Source organism: Paenibacillus sp. FSL R5-0345 (assembly GCF_000758585.1).
Classification (GTDB): Bacteria; Bacillota; Bacilli; order Paenibacillales; family Paenibacillaceae; genus Paenibacillus_AQ.
Genome location: NZ_CP009281.1, coordinates 4,851,348 through 4,876,316, shown reverse-complemented (window position 1 = coordinate 4,876,316; position 24,969 = coordinate 4,851,348). Strand labels below are relative to the sequence as shown.

Annotated in this window: 19 protein-coding genes; 18 read left to right on the top strand and 1 reads right to left on the bottom strand. The window is 43.3% G+C overall.

Going from position 1 to position 24,969, the window contains the following annotated elements; translation table 11 throughout:
• Positions 1–409 precede the first annotated feature (409 nt).
• From R50345_RS21685 to R50345_RS21655, 7 genes are all read left to right on the top strand, one after another.
• Positions 410–2,107: a sensor histidine kinase gene (locus tag R50345_RS21685; protein WP_231574294.1), complete on the top strand. Its 1,698-nt coding sequence runs from the start codon at positions 410–412 to the stop codon at positions 2,105–2,107.
• 7 nt (positions 2,108–2,114) lie between these two features.
• On the top strand, positions 2,115–3,695 hold the full coding sequence (locus R50345_RS21680) for a response regulator (RefSeq protein ID WP_042130028.1): 1,581 nt from the start codon (positions 2,115–2,117) through the stop codon (positions 3,693–3,695).
• 116 nt (positions 3,696–3,811) lie between these two features.
• Positions 3,812–5,122, top strand: a complete 1,311-nt coding sequence (locus R50345_RS21675) for an extracellular solute-binding protein (RefSeq protein WP_042130025.1) — start codon at positions 3,812–3,814, stop codon at positions 5,120–5,122.
• A 70-nt stretch (positions 5,123–5,192) separates the two neighbouring features.
• Positions 5,193–6,062, top strand: a complete 870-nt coding sequence (locus R50345_RS21670) for a carbohydrate ABC transporter permease (RefSeq protein WP_042130024.1) — start codon at positions 5,193–5,195, stop codon at positions 6,060–6,062.
• Between the two features lie 11 nt (positions 6,063–6,073).
• Positions 6,074–6,931, top strand: coding sequence for a carbohydrate ABC transporter permease (locus tag R50345_RS21665; RefSeq protein WP_081954147.1), 858 nt, complete (start codon positions 6,074–6,076; stop codon positions 6,929–6,931).
• A gap of 29 nt (positions 6,932–6,960) precedes the next feature.
• A complete protein-coding gene (locus tag R50345_RS21660; protein WP_042130023.1) occupies positions 6,961–8,445 on the top strand; it encodes an alpha-N-arabinofuranosidase in 1,485 nt (494 codons plus the stop codon).
• 98 nt (positions 8,446–8,543) lie between these two features.
• Positions 8,544–9,173, top strand: a complete 630-nt coding sequence (locus R50345_RS21655; protein WP_042130021.1) for a polysaccharide deacetylase family protein — start codon at positions 8,544–8,546, stop codon at positions 9,171–9,173.
• Positions 9,174–9,456: 283 nt separating this feature from the next.
• Here the strand turns inward: R50345_RS21655 and R50345_RS21650 are convergent, their stop codons facing one another.
• On the bottom strand, positions 9,457–10,467 hold the full coding sequence (locus tag R50345_RS21650; protein WP_042132358.1) for a LacI family DNA-binding transcriptional regulator: 1,011 nt from the start codon (positions 10,465–10,467) through the stop codon (positions 9,457–9,459).
• A gap of 335 nt (positions 10,468–10,802) precedes the next feature.
• Between R50345_RS21650 and R50345_RS21645 the strand changes: the two genes are divergently transcribed.
• The 11 genes from R50345_RS21645 to R50345_RS21595 all read left to right on the top strand — a co-directional run bounded on the left by R50345_RS21645 (position 10,803) and on the right by R50345_RS21595 (position 24,836).
• Positions 10,803–12,116, top strand: coding sequence for an ABC transporter substrate-binding protein (locus R50345_RS21645; protein WP_042130019.1), 1,314 nt, complete (start codon positions 10,803–10,805; stop codon positions 12,114–12,116).
• 2 nt (positions 12,117–12,118) lie between these two features.
• Complete coding sequence (locus R50345_RS21640) at positions 12,119–12,997, top strand: carbohydrate ABC transporter permease (RefSeq protein WP_231574293.1); 879 nt, start codon at positions 12,119–12,121, stop codon at positions 12,995–12,997.
• Positions 12,984–13,823, top strand: coding sequence for a carbohydrate ABC transporter permease (locus tag R50345_RS21635; protein ID WP_042130016.1), 840 nt, complete (start codon positions 12,984–12,986; stop codon positions 13,821–13,823). Before R50345_RS21640 ends, R50345_RS21635 begins: the two co-directional genes overlap by 14 nt.
• 23 nt (positions 13,824–13,846) lie before the next feature.
• Positions 13,847–15,502: an alpha-glucosidase gene (locus R50345_RS21630; protein ID WP_042130015.1), complete on the top strand. Its 1,656-nt coding sequence runs from the start codon at positions 13,847–13,849 to the stop codon at positions 15,500–15,502.
• A 17-nt stretch (positions 15,503–15,519) separates the two neighbouring features.
• Entirely contained in the window at positions 15,520–16,464 is a 945-nt protein-coding gene (locus tag R50345_RS21625) for an MTP-1 family protein (RefSeq protein WP_042130014.1), read from the top strand.
• Positions 16,465–16,499: 35 nt separating this feature from the next.
• A complete protein-coding gene (locus R50345_RS21620) occupies positions 16,500–17,561 on the top strand; it encodes a BtaManbiosPhlase (protein WP_042130012.1) in 1,062 nt (353 codons plus the stop codon).
• A 49-nt stretch (positions 17,562–17,610) separates the two neighbouring features.
• Positions 17,611–20,214 carry a beta-mannosidase gene (locus R50345_RS21615; RefSeq protein WP_442950196.1) on the top strand — a complete coding sequence of 868 codons (2,604 nt, stop codon included), beginning with the start codon at positions 17,611–17,613 and terminating at the stop codon, positions 20,212–20,214.
• On the top strand, positions 20,211–21,224 hold the full coding sequence (locus tag R50345_RS21610; protein ID WP_042130011.1) for a zinc-dependent alcohol dehydrogenase family protein: 1,014 nt from the start codon (positions 20,211–20,213) through the stop codon (positions 21,222–21,224). The genes R50345_RS21615 and R50345_RS21610 overlap by 4 nt, the downstream gene beginning before the upstream one ends.
• 204 nt (positions 21,225–21,428) lie before the next feature.
• Positions 21,429–22,613: an MGDG synthase family glycosyltransferase gene (locus R50345_RS21605; protein WP_042130009.1), complete on the top strand. Its 1,185-nt coding sequence runs from the start codon at positions 21,429–21,431 to the stop codon at positions 22,611–22,613.
• Entirely contained in the window at positions 22,600–23,811 is a 1,212-nt protein-coding gene (locus R50345_RS21600) for an MFS transporter (protein ID WP_042130008.1), read from the top strand. The genes R50345_RS21605 and R50345_RS21600 overlap by 14 nt, the downstream gene beginning before the upstream one ends.
• A 95-nt stretch (positions 23,812–23,906) precedes the next feature.
• Positions 23,907–24,836, top strand: a complete 930-nt coding sequence (locus R50345_RS21595) for a hypothetical protein (RefSeq protein WP_042130005.1) — start codon at positions 23,907–23,909, stop codon at positions 24,834–24,836.
• The last annotated feature ends 133 nt before the right edge of the window (positions 24,837–24,969 follow it).

Sequence of the window (24,969 nt, the reverse complement as noted above, 5' to 3'; positions counted from 1 at the left end):
CTTTGTTGTACGATGGGTGTACTAATTTCAAGCGGAGATTCGGAAGCTTTCTAAGCAATATGCTAGGACAAATAAATGATATCGTAAATTTCTCCTTTGTTCATGAAGAATTACAGAACAACGATTGCCTGGATATTGTCTGCAATGCAGGACCTCCCATTCGAACCGCTAGAGCTTACTCTGTGTAAGATTATACAGTATGAGTTAGTGCTAGCTCCGGATAAATATATGTTATATTATTGCTTTTATCGGTGCTAGGAGAATAGTAATGATAGATTACGGTATACAAATGGAGGATCGAACGTTGATGGTACGGATTATAAGAAGTATAAAGTCTCTAATTTACACTAACTCAAAAAAATTAGCATTTAAAATACCATTCGCTTATTTTTTGGTCATTTTGCTTACGGTGGGTTTCAGTTATGGGGTGTTGAATCAAATATCTACTAATTCAGCCCAAAAGAAAATTAACGAGGCTTCTTTGCAAACGATTACTTCTATACAGACAAACGTTGATTTAATGATTGAAAACGTAAACAATTACTCTAAAATGATATTTTCCGATCGTAATCTGCAAAACTTGTTAAGGCAGGGAGGGGTGTATTCCAATCTGGATACACAATCTAAAGTTAGCGCCTATTTGTATAATCTTATGCAAGCGGTTCCTATAATTGATTCTGTTAATATTTTCGACAATACGGGGCATCGTTTTTCCGTCGGAACACAGGAATTACCAACTTTTATGGAAGCGGACATAAAGGATGCCTCATGGTATGAGCAAGTTGTAAGTAATAAAGGGAAATATATTCTAAGATTAAATGGCAGCGGAGCTTTTTCAAGAATGGGAGCCGATGAAAATTTCGTATCTTTTATACGATTAATTCGGGATATTGATAACACTTCTCCCCTAGGGGTGTTGGTCATTAATATCAAAGACGACGCCTTTGTACAGGCGTATTCCAATCTGCTGAATCAGAGTTCCTTTGAGATTGCTATTTTAGATGAAAATAATCATATCATCGTATCCGATTCCACCCAAGATCAACATAATGCAGTCTATAAAGAGATCCTTATGACAAACAGAGAGAGCCTGGAACAACAATTTCAGAAAAGCAACTCAGGATCTCTTACATTGAATTCTGGTTCACAGAAGTATAGATTCTCTTATCTCTCAGGTGGAGAATTTAATTGGAAATTTGTAAGTATTACACCCTACAATACGATTGATTCGCGGAATAAATCGCTTGTACTCTTGGCATTGCTTCTATTGATTATCAACGGAAGTATTTTCTTTTTTAGTTCCTTCATCATTTCGCGCAGTATTATTAATCCGATACATAAGCTCCTCCGATCCATGAACAAAGCTCCTAGGGGTAATTTTATGAAAGTAAAAGTAGAACGCAATATTTATGAATTCGAACAGTTGTTTAACGGTTATAATCACATGATTGAGGAAATGGATCAGCTTCTGACCCGAATCGTCGAAGAGCAGAAGATGATTCGTAAAGCTGAATTGAATACACTGCAATCCCAGATCAAACCGCATTTTTTATATAACACGCTGGACTCCATTACTTCGTTGGCGTTGTCTGGATTAAACGATCAGCTATGTGAAATGATTGAGGCATTGGGAAACTATTATCGTATGAGTGTCAGCAAGGGCTTAGACGTTATCACGGTCGGTGAAGAGATTGAAATGGTTCGTAATTATTTGAAAATCCAAAATATACGTTATCAGGATGTCTTTGAGGCTCAGTTCGACGTGGATGAAGACTGCCTTCAATATCCTATACCCAAGCTGGTTATACAACCATTGGTTGAAAATGCGCTTTATCATGGTATTCGGCCTAAAGGAACGAGAGGAACGATTACAATCAGCGCGCGAAGTATGAAAGATGAAGTGAGAATATCCATATCTGATGATGGTGTTGGGATGTTGGAAGAAGAGATTATGCAAATTCTTGAAAGAAAGGATCAATTAAAGAGCTTTGGATTATGGGGAACTATGGAGCGCTTGCGTATTTTTTATGGAAATAAAAACTGTATTAAAATCGAAAGCGAATTAGGAAAAGGGATGACAATAACGATAATTATACCGAAGGGATAGAAACGCAATGGAAAAATTAAAGGTTTTGATTGTTGATGATGAATATTTGATAAGGAACCTGCTTAGGATGCGTATTGACTGGGAAAAGCAAGGCCTGACTATTATAGGAGAAGCTTCCAATGCACTCGAAGCTTTGGATATGGTGGATGAACAGAGACCGGACATTATTTTTACGGATATTTATATGCCCTCTATCAACGGAATTGAGTTTAGCAGGGAAGTTTTAGCAAAGTATCCGGATATAAAAATTGTTATCGTTACAGGTCATGACGAATTTGAATATGCACATCAGAGCATCAAAATGGGAATTTCTGATTTCATTCTAAAACCGATTCGTGCTTCAGATCTGCTCAATGTGATTGATAAGCTGAAAAATAAAATATACGAGGAGCGTACGAGAGATAAGGAATTAGAGAGATTGAAAGAAGATTTAGAGCGGAATTTTCCATATCTCAGAGAAAAATATTTATATCAGTGGTTAAAGGGCGATCTTTCCAAAGAAGAGATTCATGAAAAAGCGGACTATTTTAAACTGCCGGTGTTCCTAAGCAAAGAGGCCTTTCAAATCGCCATTTTAGAAATTACCTCATCATCCGTGAAGCAATCAGAAGAACAGTTGATTCTCTTGGGAATGGAATGCAGATACAAAGTGGAATCGTTCTTCCAGAACGACAATCAAGTGATTATTTTAACAGATACTCGAAACCAAATTGTAGTCATTTCATTTAACCAAGCTACGAATCTTGTCAGCGATTGTGAATCACTTATAACCAATCTGTGCGAATCCTACAAATGCTATGTTAACATCGGGATCGGGCGCAAACGTATACATATAGAAGAAGCGCACCTTGGATATCAGGAAGCATGTCGTGCGGTGCAATACAAGGTCTTTGTTGGAAATAATCAGGTTGTTTGCTTCGAGGATATTGTAGGAAACAGGGAGGCACATTACCAGTCGAATCCAGATCGTCTTCAGCAGCTGCAGTTCTACATCAGCGTCGGTTCGGGCGAGCAGGCAATTCAAAGTCTAACGCAGATCTTTGATGTTGCTTTCTCCAGTATAGCTCAGTTTCGTCTAGCAGCGATGGATGTGATCAATGAATGCCAACGTGCCGCGATAGAGCAACAGGTCGAGGATGAAGAAGTGTCCAATAAAGAAACATGGGTCTCTATTCTCACAGCAGACAATTTACCGGAATTAATGAACCTATTGGAGAGTTATGTCCTACACGTATCAAGAATTATATATTCAAAAAACCAAACAAAAGAAGGGGACCTCATCAGTCAGGTGAAAGAGTATCTCGAGAAGAATTTGGATGATCCCAAACTAGGATTAGCTAGTACAGCTGGGACTTTCTTCGTCAGTCCAGGTCATTTGGGACGACTTATGAAGAAAGAAACAGGGCAGACCTTTGTGGAGTATCTTACGAACATGCGTATGAAAAAGGCGGAAAGCCTGCTGAAGAATACGGATTTAAAAGGATACGAGGTTGGTGAGCAGGTTGGAATCAAGGATGCGCACTATTTTAGCATCTTGTTTAAGAGATTTACGGGGATGTCGATGAATCAGTACAGAAACGGTAAATGATTAAGAGGATATGTTCGAATAATGAAAGGTACATGTTGGTATTTTGAATGGAGTTATCATGGTATCTTCCCTAAACTAATACTAGAAAGAACAAATTTCATTTGGGGGGTTTATTGATGAAAGCGTTATTAAGAAAGACGATGAGCATAACGTTGGCTATAGGAATCGTAGGCAGTGTAACTGCATGTTCATCCGAATCATCTGGAGGAACTCAGTCTAAAAGTGGAAGTGTTAAGTTGACATTATGGGACCAATCCGTAGGTAATACTGATCCATCTGCAAAATTATTGCCGGAAATCGTTGAGAAGTGGAACAAAGAGCATCCAGAAATTCAAGTTGTACGATCAGGAACGACTGGCGAGCAGTATAAAACCAAAATTAAGACTTCACTTGCCGCAGGTGAAGCACCTGACATTTTTTATGGAATGGGCGGAGGCAGCTTCATGCAGCCTTATATCGAATCCGGCAATGTGCTTGAAATTAGCAGCTATTTAACGGACGAAATTAAATCGAAGATGGCTCCAGGTATGTCTGAAGCTATCGAGGTTGATGGAAAAATCTATACACTGCCTGTCTATACCCATATCGCTAATCTTTTTGTAAATACGGAGTTGTTCGATAAAGCAGGAGCCAAAATTCCGACAACCTATTCAGAGCTGCTCGATGCGGGAGAGAAACTAAAGGCAGCGGGGATCACCCCGGCTCTCATTGGAGAGAAGGACCGCTGGCCCGGTATGTATTGGTACGATATGATTGCGATGCGCCAGGCAGGAAATGATGCTGTTATTGAGGCATTTAAGGATCCTTCCAAATGGAATTCACCAGATTTCGTTGCTGCAGCTACTAAAATGCAGGAACTTGGAAAAACAGGCTTCTTCAATAGCAGTATGTTCAGCATGAGCTATGATGAAATGCTTGGAGCGTTTAATGCAGGACAAGGGGCTATGATGTTTCAAGCCAACTGGGTAAATGCAGGTATCGAAGATCCATCCTCGGCCGTCAAAGGCAAGGTCAAGGTGATTCCATTCCCGGTATTTGAAGACGGTAAGGGAAAGAGTACTGAAATTTTCGGAGGAGCGGTGGATGGCTTTTATGTCAGCAATACCACGAAGCAACCCAAAGAAGCCGTTGAGTTTCTTATGTATCTAAGCGAGCAGCTCGGTACACAAGGCTTCCTTGCCGGAGCAGGGCTTCCTAGCTGGAACATTGACGCTCTTGATACTTCTGGTCTGTCCACACTTGATAAATCAGCAGCAGATATTATGAAAACAGCAACTTCTTTTATTGCATGGTGGGACAATATTCTCCCGGCTGATTCTGCGGAAGCTCACAAGAACTTAATCGCGCAACTCTTGGCAGGAGACATCACTCCTGATGAATTCTGTAAACAGATGGCACAGCTTAAACCAACGGAATTAAGCCTCTGATCTGTGAAAAAAATGAAGCGAGATGTGGTCAGAGACTGTCTCTGGCCACATTTTTGAGAGGAGAACCCTGATGAACTCTGTATTTTCGAACAAGAGGGCCATTGCTATATTTGTCCTGCCTACCCTCCTCATATTTTGTTCCATTGTATTAGTTCCGATCTTTATCTCCAGTTACTATAGTTTATTAGATTGGAATGGCATCGGTAAAGGTACGTTTATCGGACTAGACAATTATGTGGAAATGTTCACAGACTCACGAGCATTAAATTCCATAAAAAATTCTATGCTGTTCGCGGCAGCATCAATTTTCATTCAGTTGCCTATATCGCTTTTACTTGCTCTTATATTGGCCTCTTCGGTCAAGGGTGAAGGATTTTATCGTGCAATATACTTCATTCCAGTGCTTATCTCAACCGTTGTAATCGCGCAACTGTGGTCCAAAATTTATAATGCGGATTACGGACTTTTGAATTGGTTACTGGAAAGCGTGGGTCTTTCAAATCTGGCACAAGATTGGCTTGGTAAAAAAGATACCGCCCTTGTGGCGTCCTTTATTCCAACGCTTTGGCAGTATGTCGGCTATCATATGTTACTGATGTATGCTGGGGCAAAGTCCGTTTCACAAGATATTCTCGAAGCAGCAAAAATTGACGGAGCTTCCCGTATAAGAACTGCATTCTCCATTACCATTCCACTAATGAGGCCTATTCTGAAAGTATGTCTTGTCTTTTCAGTCATTGGTGCCTTTAAGGTATTCGATCTAATTTATGTATTGACGGGCGGAGGTCCTTTATTCTCCACTGAAGTACCGAGCACGTTGATGTATACAACTATTTTTGACACTTACAGATATGGATATGGTAGTGCGGTATCTGTTTTCATAATTCTGGAATGTTTAGTGTTTACAGTAGTTATTAATAAATTTTTTAAGACTGAATAGAGGTGAGAAAAGTGAGTACTGCAAAAGTGGTGTTGCGAAAAAGGTCGAATTATTTTGGGAAAATACTACTGCAAGTGTTTCTAATCATTGTGGCAATCGTACAAATTTATCCCCTTATCTGGCTGGCATTTTTCTCGCTTAAAGATAATAGTGAAATATTCAGTGGTGATGTCGTAGGCCTTCCTAAGGAATTTCTCTGGAGCAACTATGTTAAAGCCTTATCAGACGGTAATGTATTAACTTATTTTTTTAACAGCGTGTTGGTAACGTCTGTATCCATTATTCTGGTACTGATTCTTGCTTCTATGACTGGTTATGCCGTCGCGAGGATGAACTGGAAATTCAGTGAATTAACGATGACCCTGATCCTCCTAGGGATGATGGTGCCGATTCATGCGGCCCTGCTGCCGCTGTTTATGGTCCTGAAGAACTTACATTTGCTGAATACTTATTGGTCCTTGATTATTCCTTATGTTGCTTTCGGTATCCCTTTGGCCGTGTTCATCGTCAGTAGCTTCTTTAAGGGACTTCCCCGTGAATTGGAAGAATCAGCGGTCATTGATGGATGCGGCATTTACAGAACGTTCTTTTCCATTATGTTGCCGCTTATAAGTCCTGCTATTGCAACGGTTGCGATATTTACATTCCTATCTTGTTGGAACGAGCTGATGTTTGCGACTACGTTTATCAATGACTCACTCTATCAGACTTTAACAGTGGGTATGATGTCCATGGTGGGGACCTACATCACACAGTGGGGGATTATTGGGGCGGGGCTCATGATTGCTACGATTCCAACGATTGTAATCTACTTGTTGCTCAACAAACAGGTACAGAAGAGTATGATCGCAGGCGCAATCAAGGGATAAGGGTTGAAAAATAGAAGGGGGATCTTTTAATGAATGCTACTATTACTGTCAACACTGATCAGTCGTGCGGTACGATCAGTCGTCATATTTATGGGCATTTCGCCGAGCATCTTGGACGTTGTATCTACGAAGGAATCTGGGTAGGCGAGGATTCGCCGATTCCTAATACCCGTGGTATTCGGAATGATGTTCTAGAGGCGCTGCGAGGTCTTAGCATACCGGTGCTCAGATGGCCGGGCGGGTGCTATGCTGATGAGTATCACTGGAAGGATGGCGTTGGTCCACGTGAGGCGCGCAAGCATATGGTTAATACGAACTGGGGAGGTGTTGTGGAGAACAATCACTTCGGTACCCATGAATTCTTCGACCTTTGTGAACTGCTGGACACGGAGCCTTATATCTGCGGAAATGTTGGCAGTGGCACCGTTCAGGAGATGCAGGAGTGGGTGGAGTATATGACCTTTGATGGCGAATCACCTATGGCCAAATGGCGGAAGGCTAATGGCCGGGAGAAGCCTTGGAAGCTCAAATATTTTGGCGTCGGAAATGAGAATTGGGGTTGTGGAGGCAACATGCGGGCGGAGTACTACGCCGACGAATACCGCCGTTTCCAAACGTATGTCCGTAATTACGGACATAATCAAGTCTATAAGATCGCTGGCGGTGCTAACGTTGATGATTACCACTGGACGGAGACGTTAATACGTGAAGCCGGTGGACTTATGGATGGTCTCAGTCTGCACAACTACACGGTGCCTGGAGGATTTGAGATCAAGCGGCCGGCGACTGGCTTTGATGAAGCGGAATGGTTCGAGACCATGCAGCTCGCGCTCCACATGGACGAGCTCATTACCCGACACACGGCGATCATGGATCAACACGATCCGAAGAAACGTGTGGGCTTAATTGTCGACGAGTGGGGTACCTGGTTCCAAGTAGAACCGGGTACAAATCCTGGCTTCTTGTACCAGCAGAATACGCTGCGTGATGCGCTTGTTGCGGGACTGCATTTCCACGTCTTCCACCGTCATTGCGACCGTGTCCACATGGCGAACATTGCCCAGACAGTCAACGTGCTACAGGCGATGATTCTAACGGAAGGTGATAAGATGTTGCTGACGCCAACCTATCACGTGTTCGAAATGTTTAAGGTGCACCAGGATGCAGAGGCGCTCGCGATTCACCTGGAGATTGGCGAATACCGTGTGGGCGATGAATCGCTTCCGCAAGTCAGTGCATCGGCATCGAAGCGGCCTAACGGAACGATCGACATCAGCCTATGTAACATCGACCCCCATCACCAAGTAGATGTATCTCTAGGGTTACGTGGGTTGGGGGGGATGTTGAATGTTAGCGGCCGGGTACTGACGCATACCGATATGAATGCTCACAACACATTTGGGCAACCGGAGAGGGTGAAGCCACAGTCATTTAACGGCGTTACGAGTGTAAGTGACGACGGTTTACTGGCAACGCTGCCGCCGATGTCCGTGGTCGTGTTGACACTCAATTAAGGATTGTGCGCTTAGATGCGCGTTGACATGGCATTATACCGCAGCAATAATGGATGTACATGAGCATTTATAGGATGTGAACCGGAAGGAGTAATATAATGGCTAAATTATCATTAGTTCATAAGGTCCCAACTCAGGAAAAGGTAGTCGCTTTTACGTTCGACGATGGGCCACATCCATTATATACGAAAGAGTTGTTGGATATCTTCCATAAACATAATGGTAAAGCGACTTTTTTTATGATCGGTGAAGAGCTCAATATGTACGAGGCTATCGCAGCACAGGTTCATATGGCCGGACATGAGATTGGCAATCATACTTACTCCCATCCTGATTTGACAACACTGACTTTAGACGAAGCAAGAGCTGAATTACAGCGGGCGGATGATACGATTCGTAAAGTGACGGGAAAGCATGTATTGAACTTTAGACCACCTTTTTTTGGTGTTAACGATGATATTCTTATGCTTGCTGCAGAATTTGGATACCATTCGATTGGCGCTGTAAACGGTGAGGCCAAGGATTGGGAACAGCCCGGTGTCGATTTTATTCTGGACCATACGAGACCAACCATCGAAAACGGAAGCATTTTCTTGTTTCATGACGGGTATGGCGAACGAGCTCAAACCATTGAAGCTGTCCGGGTATTGGTGGAAGAGCTTGATGCCGAGGGTTATCGATTCGTGACTTTAAGTGAACTGTTTGGGATTGCTGATCTCCAGCTATAAAGATTAGCCGAAGGCAATCAAATTTCCAGCCGCTTTTGTCTCCGGATTTTCTGATTGTTTCGCTTTTAGCGATTAATGATTCCTTCATAACCTACTAGCAGGACCCCTTCCTCAATAAAATCGAGGAAGGGGTCCTGCTTTATTGTGTGATGGCTGTACTCTCTGCTTGCTTAAGATATTCTATCACTCACGCTTCCAAAGCATCTGAAAAACCTCACCCATTTGAATTGGTTTGGGTGAGGTTTTTTATTTTATACGTTTTTACTAGATTGATGTATTATCTCTATCCAATTGGATGTTGTGTGGATTCCCGAACGATCAGATTAGACGGAAGGAGAATTTCAACAAAAGGTTCATCAGGATGGTCAATACGCCAGAAGAGCTGTTCAACAGCTTTACGTCCAAAGTAAGACAAATCTACATTCATCGTTGTAGTCAACGGTGTGGTTATTCGTGACAATTGTCCATTATCGAAGCTGACAATGGATACATCTTGGGGAATACGATACCCAAGCTTGTACACAACGGAATTGATCAAGAATCCAAATCCGTCATTGACACAGAACCATGCCGTAGGCTGCTTATCGAGCGCTTGTACAGCGTTGAATACATCATCCATTTCTTCTGTTACACGATCAATTACCCACATCGGGTTGTATTCAATTCCAGCCTGGTATAAGGCCAGGCGATAACCCTCCAGGCGCTCGTAATAGCTGGGAGAGAACTGTATATTGCCGATAAAACCAATATGAGTATGTCCCAATTCTATTAAATGCTGCACCGCTGTATAAGCGGCATAGCGATTATTAGTGAGAATACTGTCGGCCATAAGATCAGGATGATGATGATCAATTAACACGGTGGGAATACCTGTATTGGTCACTGCCTGAATATAAGGGTTCGTAATATGGGACAGAATCAAGATCCCTTCAACGGATTGATCCAATAAAATAGGAGGCAGGATTAAATTCTCAGAAGAATGCTTATCAATAGATTGAATAACCATACGCTTGTTTCGCTTCGCTGCTTCCTTCTCAATGCTTAAATAAATTTCTCCAAAAAAGTTGCGTTTGGAAAATGCAAATTCCGATGCCAAGATGGCAAAGGTTCCTACTTCTTCTTCAGTGCTTTTACGCCCTCGCGAATAGATGTAACCCATCTCATTCGCTGTATCGATAATTAATTGCCTTGTTTCTTCGCTGACACCGTCTTTACCAGACAGAGCCTGAGAAACAGAGTTCTTAGATATATTTAATCGATCGGCGATATCTTGCATAGTTACCTTCACCTTCATGCGAAGATACGTCCTTTCTAATAAGAAGTGTAATGAATATTCTTCCATACTGTCTCTCATAATACTAAAGATTATGCCGCAAAACTACATTACAATTCTAAATTATTATAACATTACAAAATATTATTGTAAAGTTAATGAGTAGTATGTGTAATTGTGTCGATTGTATAAATAATCGAAGAACAGGTTGACAATTTCGCTTAAAACTATAATAATAGCAAATGTAACGCTTACAAAACATCGTTTTAAGTAATTTTGTAACGTTACAAAAATTGATTTATAGATTACTAAATGCTGTACGAAAGTGCATCTATACTTTAGGGAGGTTTTATTTTATGAAGAAAAAGCTTGCAGTATTAATGTCACTTACGCTTGTATTCACGATTCTTGCCGGTTGTGGATCGAAGAGTAGTAATTCAGGCACTTCAGCAGATGGAGTAACAACTATTGAGTTCTGGGCTGCACCTAACCCGACTCAACAAGCATATTGGCAAAAAATCGCCAAAGAGTATGAGACTGTTAATCCTAAAGTAAAAATCAATGTAAGTGCGATCAAGGAGTCCCCTACTTCTGAGGCGAGTATCCAAGCTGCAATCGCGGGTGGAAGTGCTCCAACGATGACTGAGAATATTAGCCGTGGTTTTGCAGCACAACTTGCGAACAGTAAAGCGTTAGTTCCTTTGGATACAATAGCAGGCTTCAGTGATATTGTCACAAAACGTAATATGACCAAAACGATTGAGCCTTGGGAATTTGCGGATGGTCATCAATATGTTCTCCCGATCTACTCGAATGCGATGTTGTTCGGATGGAGAACGGATATCTTGAAAGAAGCTGGTGTGAACGAAGTTCCAAGAACATACAGTGAAGTGATTGAGGCAACGAAAAAATTAAAAGCAAAATACCCGGATAAATATCTTTGGGCGAAACCTGACTTAGCAGACCCTACCTCTTGGAAAAGATGGTTCGACTTCTTTATGCTGTACAATGCAGCTTCAGATGGCAACAAATTCATTGAAGGTAGCCAGTTTGTTGGCGATGAAAAAGCGGGTGTAGACGTTCTTACTTTCGTGGACAATCTTCGTAAGGAGAAAGGGTTGTTGTCTCAGAATGTAACAGAACCTTTTGAAAATGGCGTGGGCGTATTTACGGATGTAGGACCTTGGACATTCAGCACATGGGCTGAGAAATATCCAGAGCTTCAGTACAAGGAGAACTTTGAAGTATCATTGCCTCCTGTACCTGACGGTATGGATCCAGCGAATGCTAAAACATTTGCGGATGCTAAAGGGATTGTTATCTATGCATCGGCAAGCCCAGAACAACAGGCTGCTGCAATAGAATTCATCAAGTGGGTATATTCAGATGACCAAAACGATGTTGCCTTTTTCCAAGAAACAAACTTGCCTCCAGCACGTGATGATGTAGGTACTAATGAAGTATTTAAACCAGTATTTGAAAAAACGCCTGTATTGCAAGAGTATGCAAAAGCAATCCCGAATGCTGTTCCATCCATGGACAATCCGAAATTCAACGAATTGCAAACCTTTATTGGTCAAGAGGCCTTTAACAAAATCGTTCGTGGTGAGATTGATCCAAAAACGGGTTGGGACAATATGAAGAAGGCGATTGAAGGGGAACTTCAATAATGATTGAAAAAAATAATAATCGGTTAGGCTGGCTTTTTGCCAGCCCTTACCTTATTTTTTCGACTGTTTTTTTCTTGGGCCCGCTTATCTGGTCTCTATATTTGTCTTTTACTAACTGGGACTTGATTTCACCAACTTATGATTTTGTAGGATTCAAGAATTTTACCAAAGCATTAGGCACACCAGGGGTAAGATCGGCATTTTGGGTAACGTACAAATTTATGATCGTGTTTGTACCGATTGTCACAGCGATGTCGCTTTTTGTAGCGGTAATTGTAAAGGGCTTACCTAAATTAAAATCCGTATTTCTTATTGGATTCTTTTTACCATATCTATCCTCAGGGGTTGTTGCATCCCTTATTGTTAAAGGTTTTTTGTCACATACAAGTCCTGTTCAGACGTTCTTGCGTGAACGGTTAGGTCTTGATATTGACTGGCTCGGCGGATCTTTTTCGGCATTATTCGTCGTTGCGATGATTATGGCTTGGAAATTTACAGGTTACTATGCGTTAATTCTTACTTCAGGTTTAGAAAGTATTGATCAGGAAGTATATGAAGCAGCGGCAATTGATGGTGTGAAGGACAGCCAAAGATTCTGGAAAATTACTTTGCCTTTGCTGTACCCTGCGATTTATACAACCTTAATTTTATCCTTTGGTGCAACATTCGGTATCTTTACTGAGGTCTACCAATTAACAGGCGGCGGACCAAACTATGCAACGAATACATGGCAAATGGAAATATACAGTCAAGCATTTAAGAACCTGCAGGCAGGTTATGCATCAGCTATCGCTATTATGGCTGCGGTTGCGACATTTATATCCATCTTCGTGATCCGAAAAATTCTGGAAATGTGGGGTAAGCGCAATGGTTGGGTCTAATTCAAACATCAAGCTCCGGCTGTCGATCCGCTATCTGATTGCGATCGTACTGCTCGTGATTATGGTATTCCCCTATTTATATATGGTATTGAATTCACTTGCAGATTGGTCACAGGTAGACCGGAAGCTGATACCGACGAAATTTACGCTGCGCTCGTATCAATGGCTCTTTACAGGTGGTGAGACCGGGATTACAAGACCATGGATTCACGCCTTCTTTAACAGTGTGTTCGTTTCCCTGATATCTACAGCCTTAATGATGATGTTCGCGATTATGGTCGCTTATGCGCTCTCGAAGCTGAAATTTCGCGGGAGAGACTCTATTAACAATTTTGTGTTGTTTCATATGTTCTTCCCGGCAATCATTCTGATCATCCCTAACTTTTTGATTATTCAAAAAGTAGGACTGTTCGATACGTATTGGGCGCTCATTATTCCCAAGGCGATGAGTTTATGGGGGATCTTCATGTACACCAACTTCTTTAAGGCGGTACCCGACGCTTTCATTGAAGCCGCCAAGCTGGATGGGGCATCCGATTTCAAAATCCTGTATAAGATTATGATGCCTATGTCGAAGTCCATTACGACCGTTGTATTCCTATTCCTGCTAATGGAACGTTGGACAGAGCTCCTATGGGATATGATCGTCGTCCGAAGTGACGGCATGTTAACATTGAACGTTTTATTATCTCAGATGTTTGGTCCGTATCAATCGTATCCAGGTCCGATGTATGCCGGTGCAGTGATGCTCACCTTGCCAATCATTATCTTGTTCATCATCTTCGGCAAGAAATTCCAGGAAGGTATGCAATTTAACTTGAAATAGGCTAGCACAGGAGGGGATAGCGATTGGAACAGCCGTGGTGGAAAAAGGCGGTATTCTATGAAGTGTATATGCCAAGCTTCTGTGACAGTAACGGAGATGGGATTGGTGATTTCGACGGTCTTACTTCCAAGCTGGATTATTTGAGGGATCTTGGAATCGGGGGCATCTGGCTTACACCGTTCTATAAGTCTCCAAAAGTAGATAACGGGTATGACATTGCGGATTATTACCAGATTGACCCGGATTATGGAACGATGGAAGACTTTGAACGCTTTATTCAGGAAGCAAAGACTCGCGGAATCAGAGTGATTGCCGATCTTGTCTTGAATCATACGTCTTCAGAGCATGCGTGGTTCAAGGAATCCCGATCCTCAAGAACAAATCCGAAGCGGGATTGGTACATTTGGAAGGACGCTGTGAACGGCGGGGTTCCAAATAACTGGGAGTCTTTTTTTGGCGGAACAGCGTGGGAATGGGATGCTGCTACGGAACAGTATTACTATCATGGGTTTGCGAAAGAACAGGTCGATTTGAACTGGGCGAATCCGGAAGTAAAAGAAGCGATGAAGGATGTCATGGCTTATTGGCTAGGCAAAGGCGTTAGCGGTTTCCGGCTAGATGTGATCAACTTCTTGTCGGTGTCCGATCAATTTCCGGATAACCCGATGGATGAATTAACGGGTGAACAAAAGAATGTGCATGACCAGAATCAAAATGGAATTATAGAGGCCATCGAGGAAATTAGTGAGTTTGTTCATGCGCATAGCGGGATGTTCATGGTAGGTGAGGTCGGATCTGAAGACATGGACATGCTGAGGCATTACAGCGGAGCGGGTAAGTTGGATGTGGTCTTTAATTTCAATTTGGGAAGCCAGAAGGAATTTAGTCCAGAAAATTTATTCACGGAGCTTAAGACGATGGAGCAGGTACACCGTGAGGATCAGATTCCAACGTTATTCTTCGGCAGTCATGATATGGATCGCGTGATTTCGCGTTTTGGCGAAGGAGATGCGGAGATTGAGGAGGAACGGGCTCGTCTGATGGCCACGCTGGCCTTGACCGCAAAAGGGGTACCTTTCCTATATTTCGGTGAAGAGATTGGGATGCGGAATTTCGTAGCCCATAAGCTGGAGGATATGCGGGATATCCAAGGATTAAACGCATATGAAATTGCACTACAGCGGGGGGCTACCCGGGCAGAAGCCTTGGAAATTGCGAATGCGAAGGGAAGAGATGCATCCCGTTCTCCGATGCAATGGAACGCAGGTCCCCAGGGCGGGTTTACTTCAGGGAAACCATGGATTGACATGGGCCCAAATTATGAGCAATTAAACGTGCAGTCCGAATCAAGTCAACCGAATTCATTACTTCATTATTATAAAAAGCTTCTCCGCTTGCGCAATACACAGGACGTGTTTCAGTTCGGAGATTATGACGTGCTGGAACGCAGAGGCAATCTTATTTTATATGTAAGAACGTTGAAAGCACTCAATACTAGAGCACTCGTAGCTTTGAATTTTGACAAGCAAAGCGTACAGATTGATCCTAGTATGTTGTTGGATGGGCAAGCAGCCTGTATATTATCAAGCCGCCGAGAGACAGTGAGCGGCACAGACTTGGTCACCTTATTGCCGAATGAAGCCGCAATATGGATGTGCGAGCCGCTATTATTTGATTAGAGAGGATCGTTATTATTATGAAGCTGCACAAAACTGCTGTGAAAACATGTGAACAATTGCTCATGGAATACGCGATGAAAGACGTGTTCGTAACAGATACGCAGAAATTAAATTTCACCGGTGTAGATCACAAAGATGTCTATAACATTACAGCACCTTTCCAAGATGAAGGTGAATGGGTGATAGCAGGTCGGGTTGAAGCCCGTGACAGCGAGCATTCCAATGTCGTTTTTTTCGTCGAGCGTGATGGACAGTGGGCTCCTCGTGAAGGAGCGCCTATTCTTAAACTTCAAGATCCGTTTTTTACGAAAATCAATGGCGAATTAATTGTTGGAGGTGTTCAAATTTACCCGCATCCGGTAAAAGCTGATGCCTTAATGTGGCGTACAGTATTCTACCGCGGGAAGAACATCGCTAGCTTAGAATTATTCTTTATTGGTCCGGATGGTATGAAAGATTTGCGGCTGGTTGACCTGAAAGATAGCATTGGAGTGCTGACCCGCCCTCAAGGAGATAAAGGAGGACGCGGGAAAATCGGTTTTACCCGCATTGCCTCGTTGGAGGCGTTATCCATTCCGTTGATCGAAGAAACACCGTTGTTGGAAGGGCAGTTCGTTGATGAAGAGTGGGGCGGCGCGAATGAAGCACACTTGCTGAAGAACGGGCTTCTCGGTGTCCTTGGGCATATCGCATCTTTTGATGAGGCGGGTGATCGTCACTACTACCCCATGGTATTCGCTATCGATCCGGAAACAGGTAATTATTCGGATATTCAATTAATCGCTGTACGCAATCAGTTCTTGCCAGGTGTTGCCAAACGTCCTGATTTAGAAGATGTCGTATTCAGCGGCGGGCTCGTACGTCATCAAGACGGCACAGCTCACATATATGCAGGAATCAGCGATGCCGAAGCACAACGTGCGACAATCCCTGATCCATTTGCTCAATTTGAAATTTTATAGCATGAAATCCATTTGGTTAAGGGAGTTATTACAACATGAAAATCTATCGTTATGAACAAAATCCGCTGATTACACCGGCGGACGTCAAGCCGTATCACGAGGACTTTGAAGTGATCGGTGCATTTAATGCCGGTATCGCTAGCTATAATGGTGAAATATTAATGTTTCTTCGAGTAGCAGAACGTCCAATCAGTAAGGACCCTAAAATTGTGAAAGCTCCGATTTATAATCCGGAGACCAATGAATTAGATATTTTGGATCTGAATACGGATGACGAGCGTTTCGATTTCTCTGATCCGCGTGTGATCAAGAATAGATCCGCCAGTGCTACATTCCAGTACTTGACTTCATTATCTTATATCCGAATTGCTCGAAGTAAGGATGGACATCATTTTACGGTGGATGAGAAGCCATTTGTGTACCCTTCCAATTCACTGGAAACCTTCGGGGTAGAAGATCCCCGCGTAACCCAAATTGCGGATACCTACTATATATATTTCTCGGCAGTCTCCCCAGTGGGCGTTGGAGAATCGCTGGTATCAACTAAAGATTTCGTGAATGTAACTCATCACGGCATGATCTTTGGGCCGGATAATAAAGACGTATTGATTTTCCCAGAGAAAATTAACGGCAAATATTATGCATTGCACCGTCCAACGACGAAAAGCACGGGAAATCCTGAAATATGGATTGCAGAATCGGACAATTTATTATATTGGGGCAATCATAAGCATCTGATCGGTTTGCGTGACGGGATGTGGGATAGTGGCCGGATTGGCGGCGGTGCGGTTCCATTCAAGACCGATAAAGGTTGGCTGGAGTTGTATCACGGGGCAACACTGGAACATCGCTATTGCATGGGGGCAGTCTTGTTAGATCTAAATGATCCCTCGAAAGTGATTGCGCGTTCCAATGCTCCGATTATGGAGCCGGAAGCGGATTATGAGAAGAATGGATTCTTCGGAGATGTTGTATTCTCTTGCGGTGCACTTGTGGAAGGCGATGTCGTCAAAATGTATTACGGAGTTGCGGATACATCAATGGCTTGCGCAGAACTTAGTGTACAAGAAATTCTAGACAGCTTGGTATACGTATAACAATAAAACGTCAAAACCGTAGTGGTTTTGGCGTTTTAATTTGGGAGAGATGACGAAGATAATGAATATCAAATTAACTGAAAACTGGAAACTTCGTGATTTTAATGTCGGGGAAGTCCGGGATCTTGAAGTTGCATCCCCAGAGTTCATTGATTATTTCTGGATGACCACCACAGTGCCCGGTGATATCCATACGACGCTTCGGGAGAAAGGCATCATTGAGGATCCTTTCTTTGGCCACCAAGATCAGAAATGCCGTTGGGTTGAAGAAAAGGTATGGTGGTATCGAACGGTCTTTTCATACGATTCTGATCCTCAACCTGGTGAGAAGATGGAGCTATTGTTCGAAGGGTTAGATACCTATGCGACCGTATATCTTAACGGTGTGGAGCTTGGATCAACGGATAATATGTTCATCAGCCATTCTTTTGATGTAACCCGTGAATTAAATCAAGGGAAGAATACGCTTGCCGTAAAAATTGATCCTATTCATGTGCACGCAGGCGATAAGATCCAATATTATTGGTCAGGCTTTAGCAAGAAGCGGATCTGGACACGTAAAGCGCAGAGTCATTTTGGCTGGGACTGGGGTCCACGTCTGGTCTGTGCAGGGATTTGGAAAGAGGTGCATTTAATTAAACGCCGTCATGCACATTTAGATCATGTGTTTGCTCGAACAACTTCGATCCAGGATCAAGTAGGTATCGTTGATGTGGATTTATGCGCACATGCCTTTGATCGCGAGTGTTCATATACGGCGTGTGTGGAACTCTTAGAAGGTACAGAGCGCGTTGCGGAAGCGTATGTCTCTTTAGACAGAGCTTCAGGGATTACGGTTGACGGGGCGATTACAGCACGCACGCTTCATCATTCAGTTACTTTGCGGGTGATAGATCCGAAGCTATGGTGGACGCATGATCTAGGAACGCCTTTCTTATATCAATTACGTGTTACGTTATTTGCAGATGGGGAGCCAATCGATACTTATGAGCAGCGATTTGGGATTCGTAAGATCGAGTTAATGCAGCTTGATGAAGAGGGGCGCCATGCTTTTACGTTTGTATTGAACGGTGTAAAGGTTTTTGCCAAAGGTGCAAATTGGATCCCTATTGATAGCTTTATTGCGACCGTACCGGATAGCCGATATACGCATCTCCTTCAAATGGCCAAGGCTGCCAATATGAATATGATTCGCGCTTGGGGCGGAGGCATTTATGAGCGGGATATTTTCTTTGATGAATGTGACCGGTTAGGAATCTTAATCTGGCAGGACTTCATGTTCGCTTGTGCGTTGTATCCAGATTATAATCGTAATTTCATGAATAATGTTCACCGAGAAATTGAGCAGGTCGTAACACGTCTTCGCAGTCGTACGAGTCTTGCCTTATGGTGCGGGAATAACGAGAATGATTGGTTGTATGAGGCACTCTCCTCTAGCGGCGAGATTACACATCCTTTTTATGGAGAGAAAATATATCATGAGCTCATGCCTGCGGTGTTGGAGCAGCTCGATCCAACGCGAACGTTTTGGCCTAGTTCCCCTTTTGGCGGAAATGATCATAATTCGCGTGATGTGGGCGATACACATAACTGGCAAGTTTGGCATGGGAATAATGAGCCTCGTCAATTTGGTGAACCACAGACACAGGATTATAGTGTTGAAGGGATATCGTTCAAACGATTCAAGTCAGATTTCACGAAATTCGCCAGTGAATTCGGACTGCATGCCGCTTCCAATCGTTATACTTTAGCGAAGAACATGCCGGACAATCAGTTCTACTGGGATAGCGATGAAATGAAATACCGTAATAAAGATATCCATTATCCAAAGGGCATTATGCTCATGGAAGGTTTTACTGGAATTCCGAAGGATATCTATGAATATATTCAATTCTCGATGCTTACCCAGGCAGAAGGGTTAAGATATGGTATTGAGCATTATCGCCGTAATAAGCCGGATACGAGCGGGGCTTTGTTCTGGCAGTTTAATGATTGCTGGCCGGGAACAAGCTGGTCTGTCATCGATTACTATGGCTTGCCAAAAGCAAGCTATCACTATGCGCGTAAATTCTTTGCACCGGTACTCTTATGTGTAGATCATGATCCGAATGGGCAGCTGCAGTTATGGGCTGTTAATGATCGGCGTGAGATTTATGAGGATGAGGCGGAATTAACAATCTATCAGATGGATGGTACGATTGTATATCAGCGTGCATTCGATGTGACCGTTGAAGCGAACGGTAAAATTAATTTTGCCAATTTACCTGAGGCTGAGGTGCTGCAACAGTATAGTCCGCGCGAGGTTGTGGCCGTGCTTCGTTCGAAGAAACAGATGACAGAAGAGTATGTTCTCTATTTAAGAGATTATAAAGATATGGATTATCAAGAAGCACATATTCAGATCTCTGTGGATGAAGTAAAAGGACATATCCGTTTGATCTCGGATCGTGTTGCCCGGATGGTGATGATTGAACTGGATGCTCCTTGGGTGATCATGGATGATAATTTCTTTGATCTGATCCCAGGTGAGGAGAAGACGGTTCATGTACATCATGCTGCTGCAGGGGAACTTCCTTGGGAAACCCTACGTGTGACGGCGATGAATGATGCATCTATACAGAAGCTTAGAACTGAAGGAGATGTACTAATATGAAGGCGGCTGTATTTCAGGGAAATAAGCGCATTGATTTTATGGAATGGGAAGCTCCAGCTGTAGGCCTCAAAGAAGTTAAACTTCGTGTGAAATGCTGCGGGATCTGTGGTACAGATCAGCATATTTATCATGGATATCCTGGGTCTGCGGAGGTGACCGCTCCGGTTGTGTTAGGGCATGAGCTCGCAGGGGAAGTGGTTGCTGTGGGTGACGAGGTTACGGCTCTTCAGGTTGGGGACCGTGTATCCGTGGATCCTAACATCTATTGTGGGAACTGTTATTTTTGCCGGAATGGAAAAGTGCATCTGTGCGATAACTTGCAGGCTGTTGGAGTAACTCGTGATGGAGGCATGGGAGAATATTGCGTAGTACCTGCCGCGAACTGTTACTTGTTACCTGATGAAATGAGCTGGATCGAAGGGGCAATGATTGAACCTCTAGGTTGTGTTCTTCATGGCTATAAGAAGCTCGACATTCGTAGGGCTCACCAAGTCCTGATTATCGGTGGTGGTTTTATTGGTCAATTGTTCTTGCAGCTCGTAAAAGCTGCGGGTGTTAAAGGGATCATTGTCAGTGAGACGGAAATGTTCAAACATGACCGATTAGTTGAATTAGGTGCGGATGAAGCGGTATCTCCTGCAGCAGCAGGTGTGATGGAAGCTCTTCATCATCAATTTGATATTGTGATTGAATGTGTAGGCCGGGCGGATTCCATGGAGCTGGCGGTTAAGGCATCACGTAAGGGTGGACAAGTATTAATGTTTGGTGTTGCTTCCCCTGACACATGTATTCAAGTCTCCCCATTCGAAATTTTCACGAAAGAGCTGGTCATCATGGGCTCTTTTATTAATCCTTATACCCATGAGGAATCGATTGCGTTAATTGAGAAGGGGATCGTTCAGATTGAGTCATTGATTAGCCACCGGTTTTCGTTGAAAGATGTTCCAGAGATCATGGAGGAGTATACGAATCTGCGTGTTTCTAAAGGGGTTATTGTGCACGAGAGGTAGTGCTAAATCATAGTAGCGTATATCAAGCGATGACTATTGGCTATTTTGCCAAAGGTCATCGTTTTTTTTGTGGGCAAAAACTGGCTGTGACGAGGTCTCTTTTTAGAAAATATTGAAATTAATATTCAGTTAAGAATCCCTTCACTATCAGTTTACGATTCAGAGTTAGAGTTAAAGGAGGCCATGAGAAAAAGGAGCTTTGTCATGAACACAGATCCTAAAGTACTTATTGTTACGTCGGCATTTGGGGACGGGCATATGAAAGTGGCTGAGGCCATCGAAGATTCATTTAGACGTCGGGGGATTAGTCGGATTACAACTCTGGATCTATTCGCTGCAGTCCACCCTACCTTGAATGAGCTATCCCGAAGGTTCTATTTAAACAACACGGGGTATACGCAAGAATTTTATGGATTCTTGTACACAATGACGAGCAAGATGAGACCAGAGCAGTTCATGGGTAGACTCATCCATTCTATGGGCAAACGAAAAGTACAAAGGATCATCGACGAGATACAGCCGGATATTATTATTCATACCTTTCCTTATTTGGCTGCTGCTGAGCTAGCATCCACAACAGGTAGTAGAATGCCTCTGTTCACAGTTATGACGGATTATGTAGTTCATGGCAGGTGGCTTCATCCACAAACGACAAAATATTTTATCGCTTCAGAAGACATGAAGACAACGCTGATGTCGGCAGGGGTCGCTGAAGAGAAGCTTGTGGTCAGTGGGATTCCAATTCGCGAGGTATTTGAGCAGACTCAGGATCGTGAAGCGCTTTTACGCAAACATGGGTTAAGCGGAGATCGTCAATATCTACTACTGGCGGCAGGGGCTTACGGCGTATTAAGTGACATTAGCAGTTTAATAAAACGAGTACTGCTTCAATCGAGCTTCGATGTCATCGTATTGTGCGGGAATAATCATAAGCTTCAAGCAGCTACGGTAGAGCTTTTTCAAGAGAACCCCCGAGTTCACATCTTGGGATATACGGAAGAAATGCAGGAACTGATGTGCATAGCTTCCTGTCTATTGACCAAAGCAGGTGGAATTACCTTGACTGAGGCGATGGCTCAAGCACTTCCGGTTATCGTCTATCGACCACTCCCTGGTCAGGAGGCAGGTAATGCAGAATGGTTAGCCGGGCACAATTTGATTGAGATCGCACGAAATGAGGAGCAATTAGTAGAGCAGCTTCAGCGATTGGAGCATATGGCGTATAGAGATGAAAGGGAACAGCAGCTGAAGGTCTTTTCGCGAAAATCAGCCTCGGATGCTATCGTTACTGAAGCTTTAGAAGCTATTAAATTGCGTCAGCCTTCTGTTCCTTTAGCAAAATCTGCGGTTGTTGAAGGGCAGGCGAAGACAATTCATGGATATTATTAGCCAAAAAGAAAGACCACAGCAGACGTTTACCTGCCTCGCAATGATTCTCTTTTTTATAGAATGGATAAGAGGGGCTGTCCTGATCGCTTTCTTACCTACGTATGTATTGACGAGTTTGGGGCTTACAACGTCAGTAGTCGGTGTTGCGGTCTCCGCGCACTATTTAACGGACAGCTTGATCAAAAGCTTCATCGGCTATCTCTTGGATAGATATCCTGGGCGCACCGTGCTTCATGGAGGGTTTTTTCTTGGATTCGTTGGACTGTTAGTGATGGTGACAACGCATAGTTCTTGGATGCTTATTGTAGCCTCTGCTTGCTTGGGTGCCGGATTCTCACCGATCTGGATCTTATGTATGAGCCAGGTATCAGAAGAAAAACGAGCACAGCAGATGGGAACCCTGTACGTATACTGGATGGCTGGTTTAGGTCTGGGTCCTGTAATGATGAATTTATTAATTGGCGGCGGGTTGTCGCTGTCCCTTGCTGTCATTGGATTATTTTTTGTAGCGGGCTGGATTATGGTAGGTCTTGTAAAGATGAAAAATGTCTCGGTGCAGAGTGTGAATATATCTGTAGGCGGGCAGTTTGTATCTCTATGGAACAAAGTGAAGAAGGGGGGATTTTTGGTCCCCGGCATGCTGCTGCAGACTACAGCGGGCGGGATATTGGTCCCTTTTTTAACAAGCTTTGCGATCTCACATCTGGGTTTGTCTCATTCACAGCTGTCTATCGTGCTATTTATGGGAGGAGCAGGTGTAGTTCTATTTCTTGTCCCTATGGGAAAATGGTTTGATCAAGTTGGAGGCAAATGGTTCCTTGTCGTTGGATTCGGCGTGTTTGCGCTTGCCTTGTTCGGTCTAACTTCTATTAACTCCTTCTCCGCTGCCATTGGGCTCGCGCTTCTGCTGGGGTGTGCTTATGCTGCTTTGCTTCCTTCATGGAATGCGTTAATGGCCAGTTACATTCCCGAAGATTCCGTGGGGATCAGCTGGGGATTATTGTTTTCCATAGAAGGTTTAGGGGTGGTTATTGGTCCTCTAATTGGAGGGTGGCTGGGAAGCACAGGGAATCAATTGCTGCCTTTTCAAGTCAGTGCCTGTTTGTTTGGATTGATTAGTGTTGTCTACTTGCTATCCCCCGCCCGATTATTTATTCACAGAAACAGAGGGATGGAGAAGCTTCCAAATGTATCGTAGTTAAGATTTATTTAATAGACTCTTCACAACGAATTTAGGAATTGCACCTAAGCTTAATATACAAGACTAAATAAGTAATGAAGGGAAGAACAAAAATGAAGAAGAAATGGCTACTTACCGGAGGTGCAGCAGGGATTAGCGGGGCGATCATGCTGATTACCGGAATGACGGCGTTTGCGGGAACCTCTGGGTATGACGATTACAAAGCCGCATTTAAGAATACTGCAGAGAATATGCAAACTGTTACCGTACAAGCTGATGCGATGCTTAAAGATAACGGGAGTATTCTGAGTCAGGCACAAGGAAGTATAAAAGTAAGCTTGCCGAATGAAGCCGTAAGAGGCGCTGTGAAGATTAGTGGGTCACAAGGTTCCCATGAACTTAACCTCTATAGTCAGCCTGACGGACAGGTCTGGAAGAGCGATGCTTCCGATATTTATTACGTAAAGCAGGATATTAAGGATAAGAAGGATCAGGAAACAGGAGCAGAACCGAAGGAAGCAGTTTGGCTTAGCAGCCAAGAAGAGACGATCATGGATGCTTTGATCGGCAATTTGAAGAATGAGATCACCTCTACTACCGATAAAGACGGTCCAAGCATATCTCGATGCATCTTGACAATGCACAAATCCCGGCAGTGGTGCAGCGTTAGCCCCAGTTCTGTTCAAGATCTTTGGGAAGAGAAAGATCATGAGTCCAGTAAAGAAACGATTGTCGATTCAAATGATCCAGAGGATTTAATTCAGCATAACCTGTTTGATTTCCAAGCAATTGCTCTGACGAACGGTGTACAGATTCAAAGCATCCGTTTGAATGCTGATATCACTCCGGCTAATGAGCTTCAGCACCAACAGTTAGATCTAACGTTTGTGGGTCAGGATGCGCAAGGAGCCTCCCATACTTTGGCTGCTAGTGTGGATGTTCAGCTCTCCGCATTCAATGCGACTACACCAGAGTCTATTGACCTCTCAGGTAAACAAGTGCAGCAGGTGAAAGAGGGCGATGAATACGGACATCGTGATTAAAGATCCCGTTGCGTTGAATATGTAAGTGTGGAACAACTAAAAGAATGCAATTAGAAAGTCCCTATGATGTGATTGGTCATAGGGACTTTCTTTATTAAAAAGCTATTTTCGCATATATTAGTCCTATGGAAGC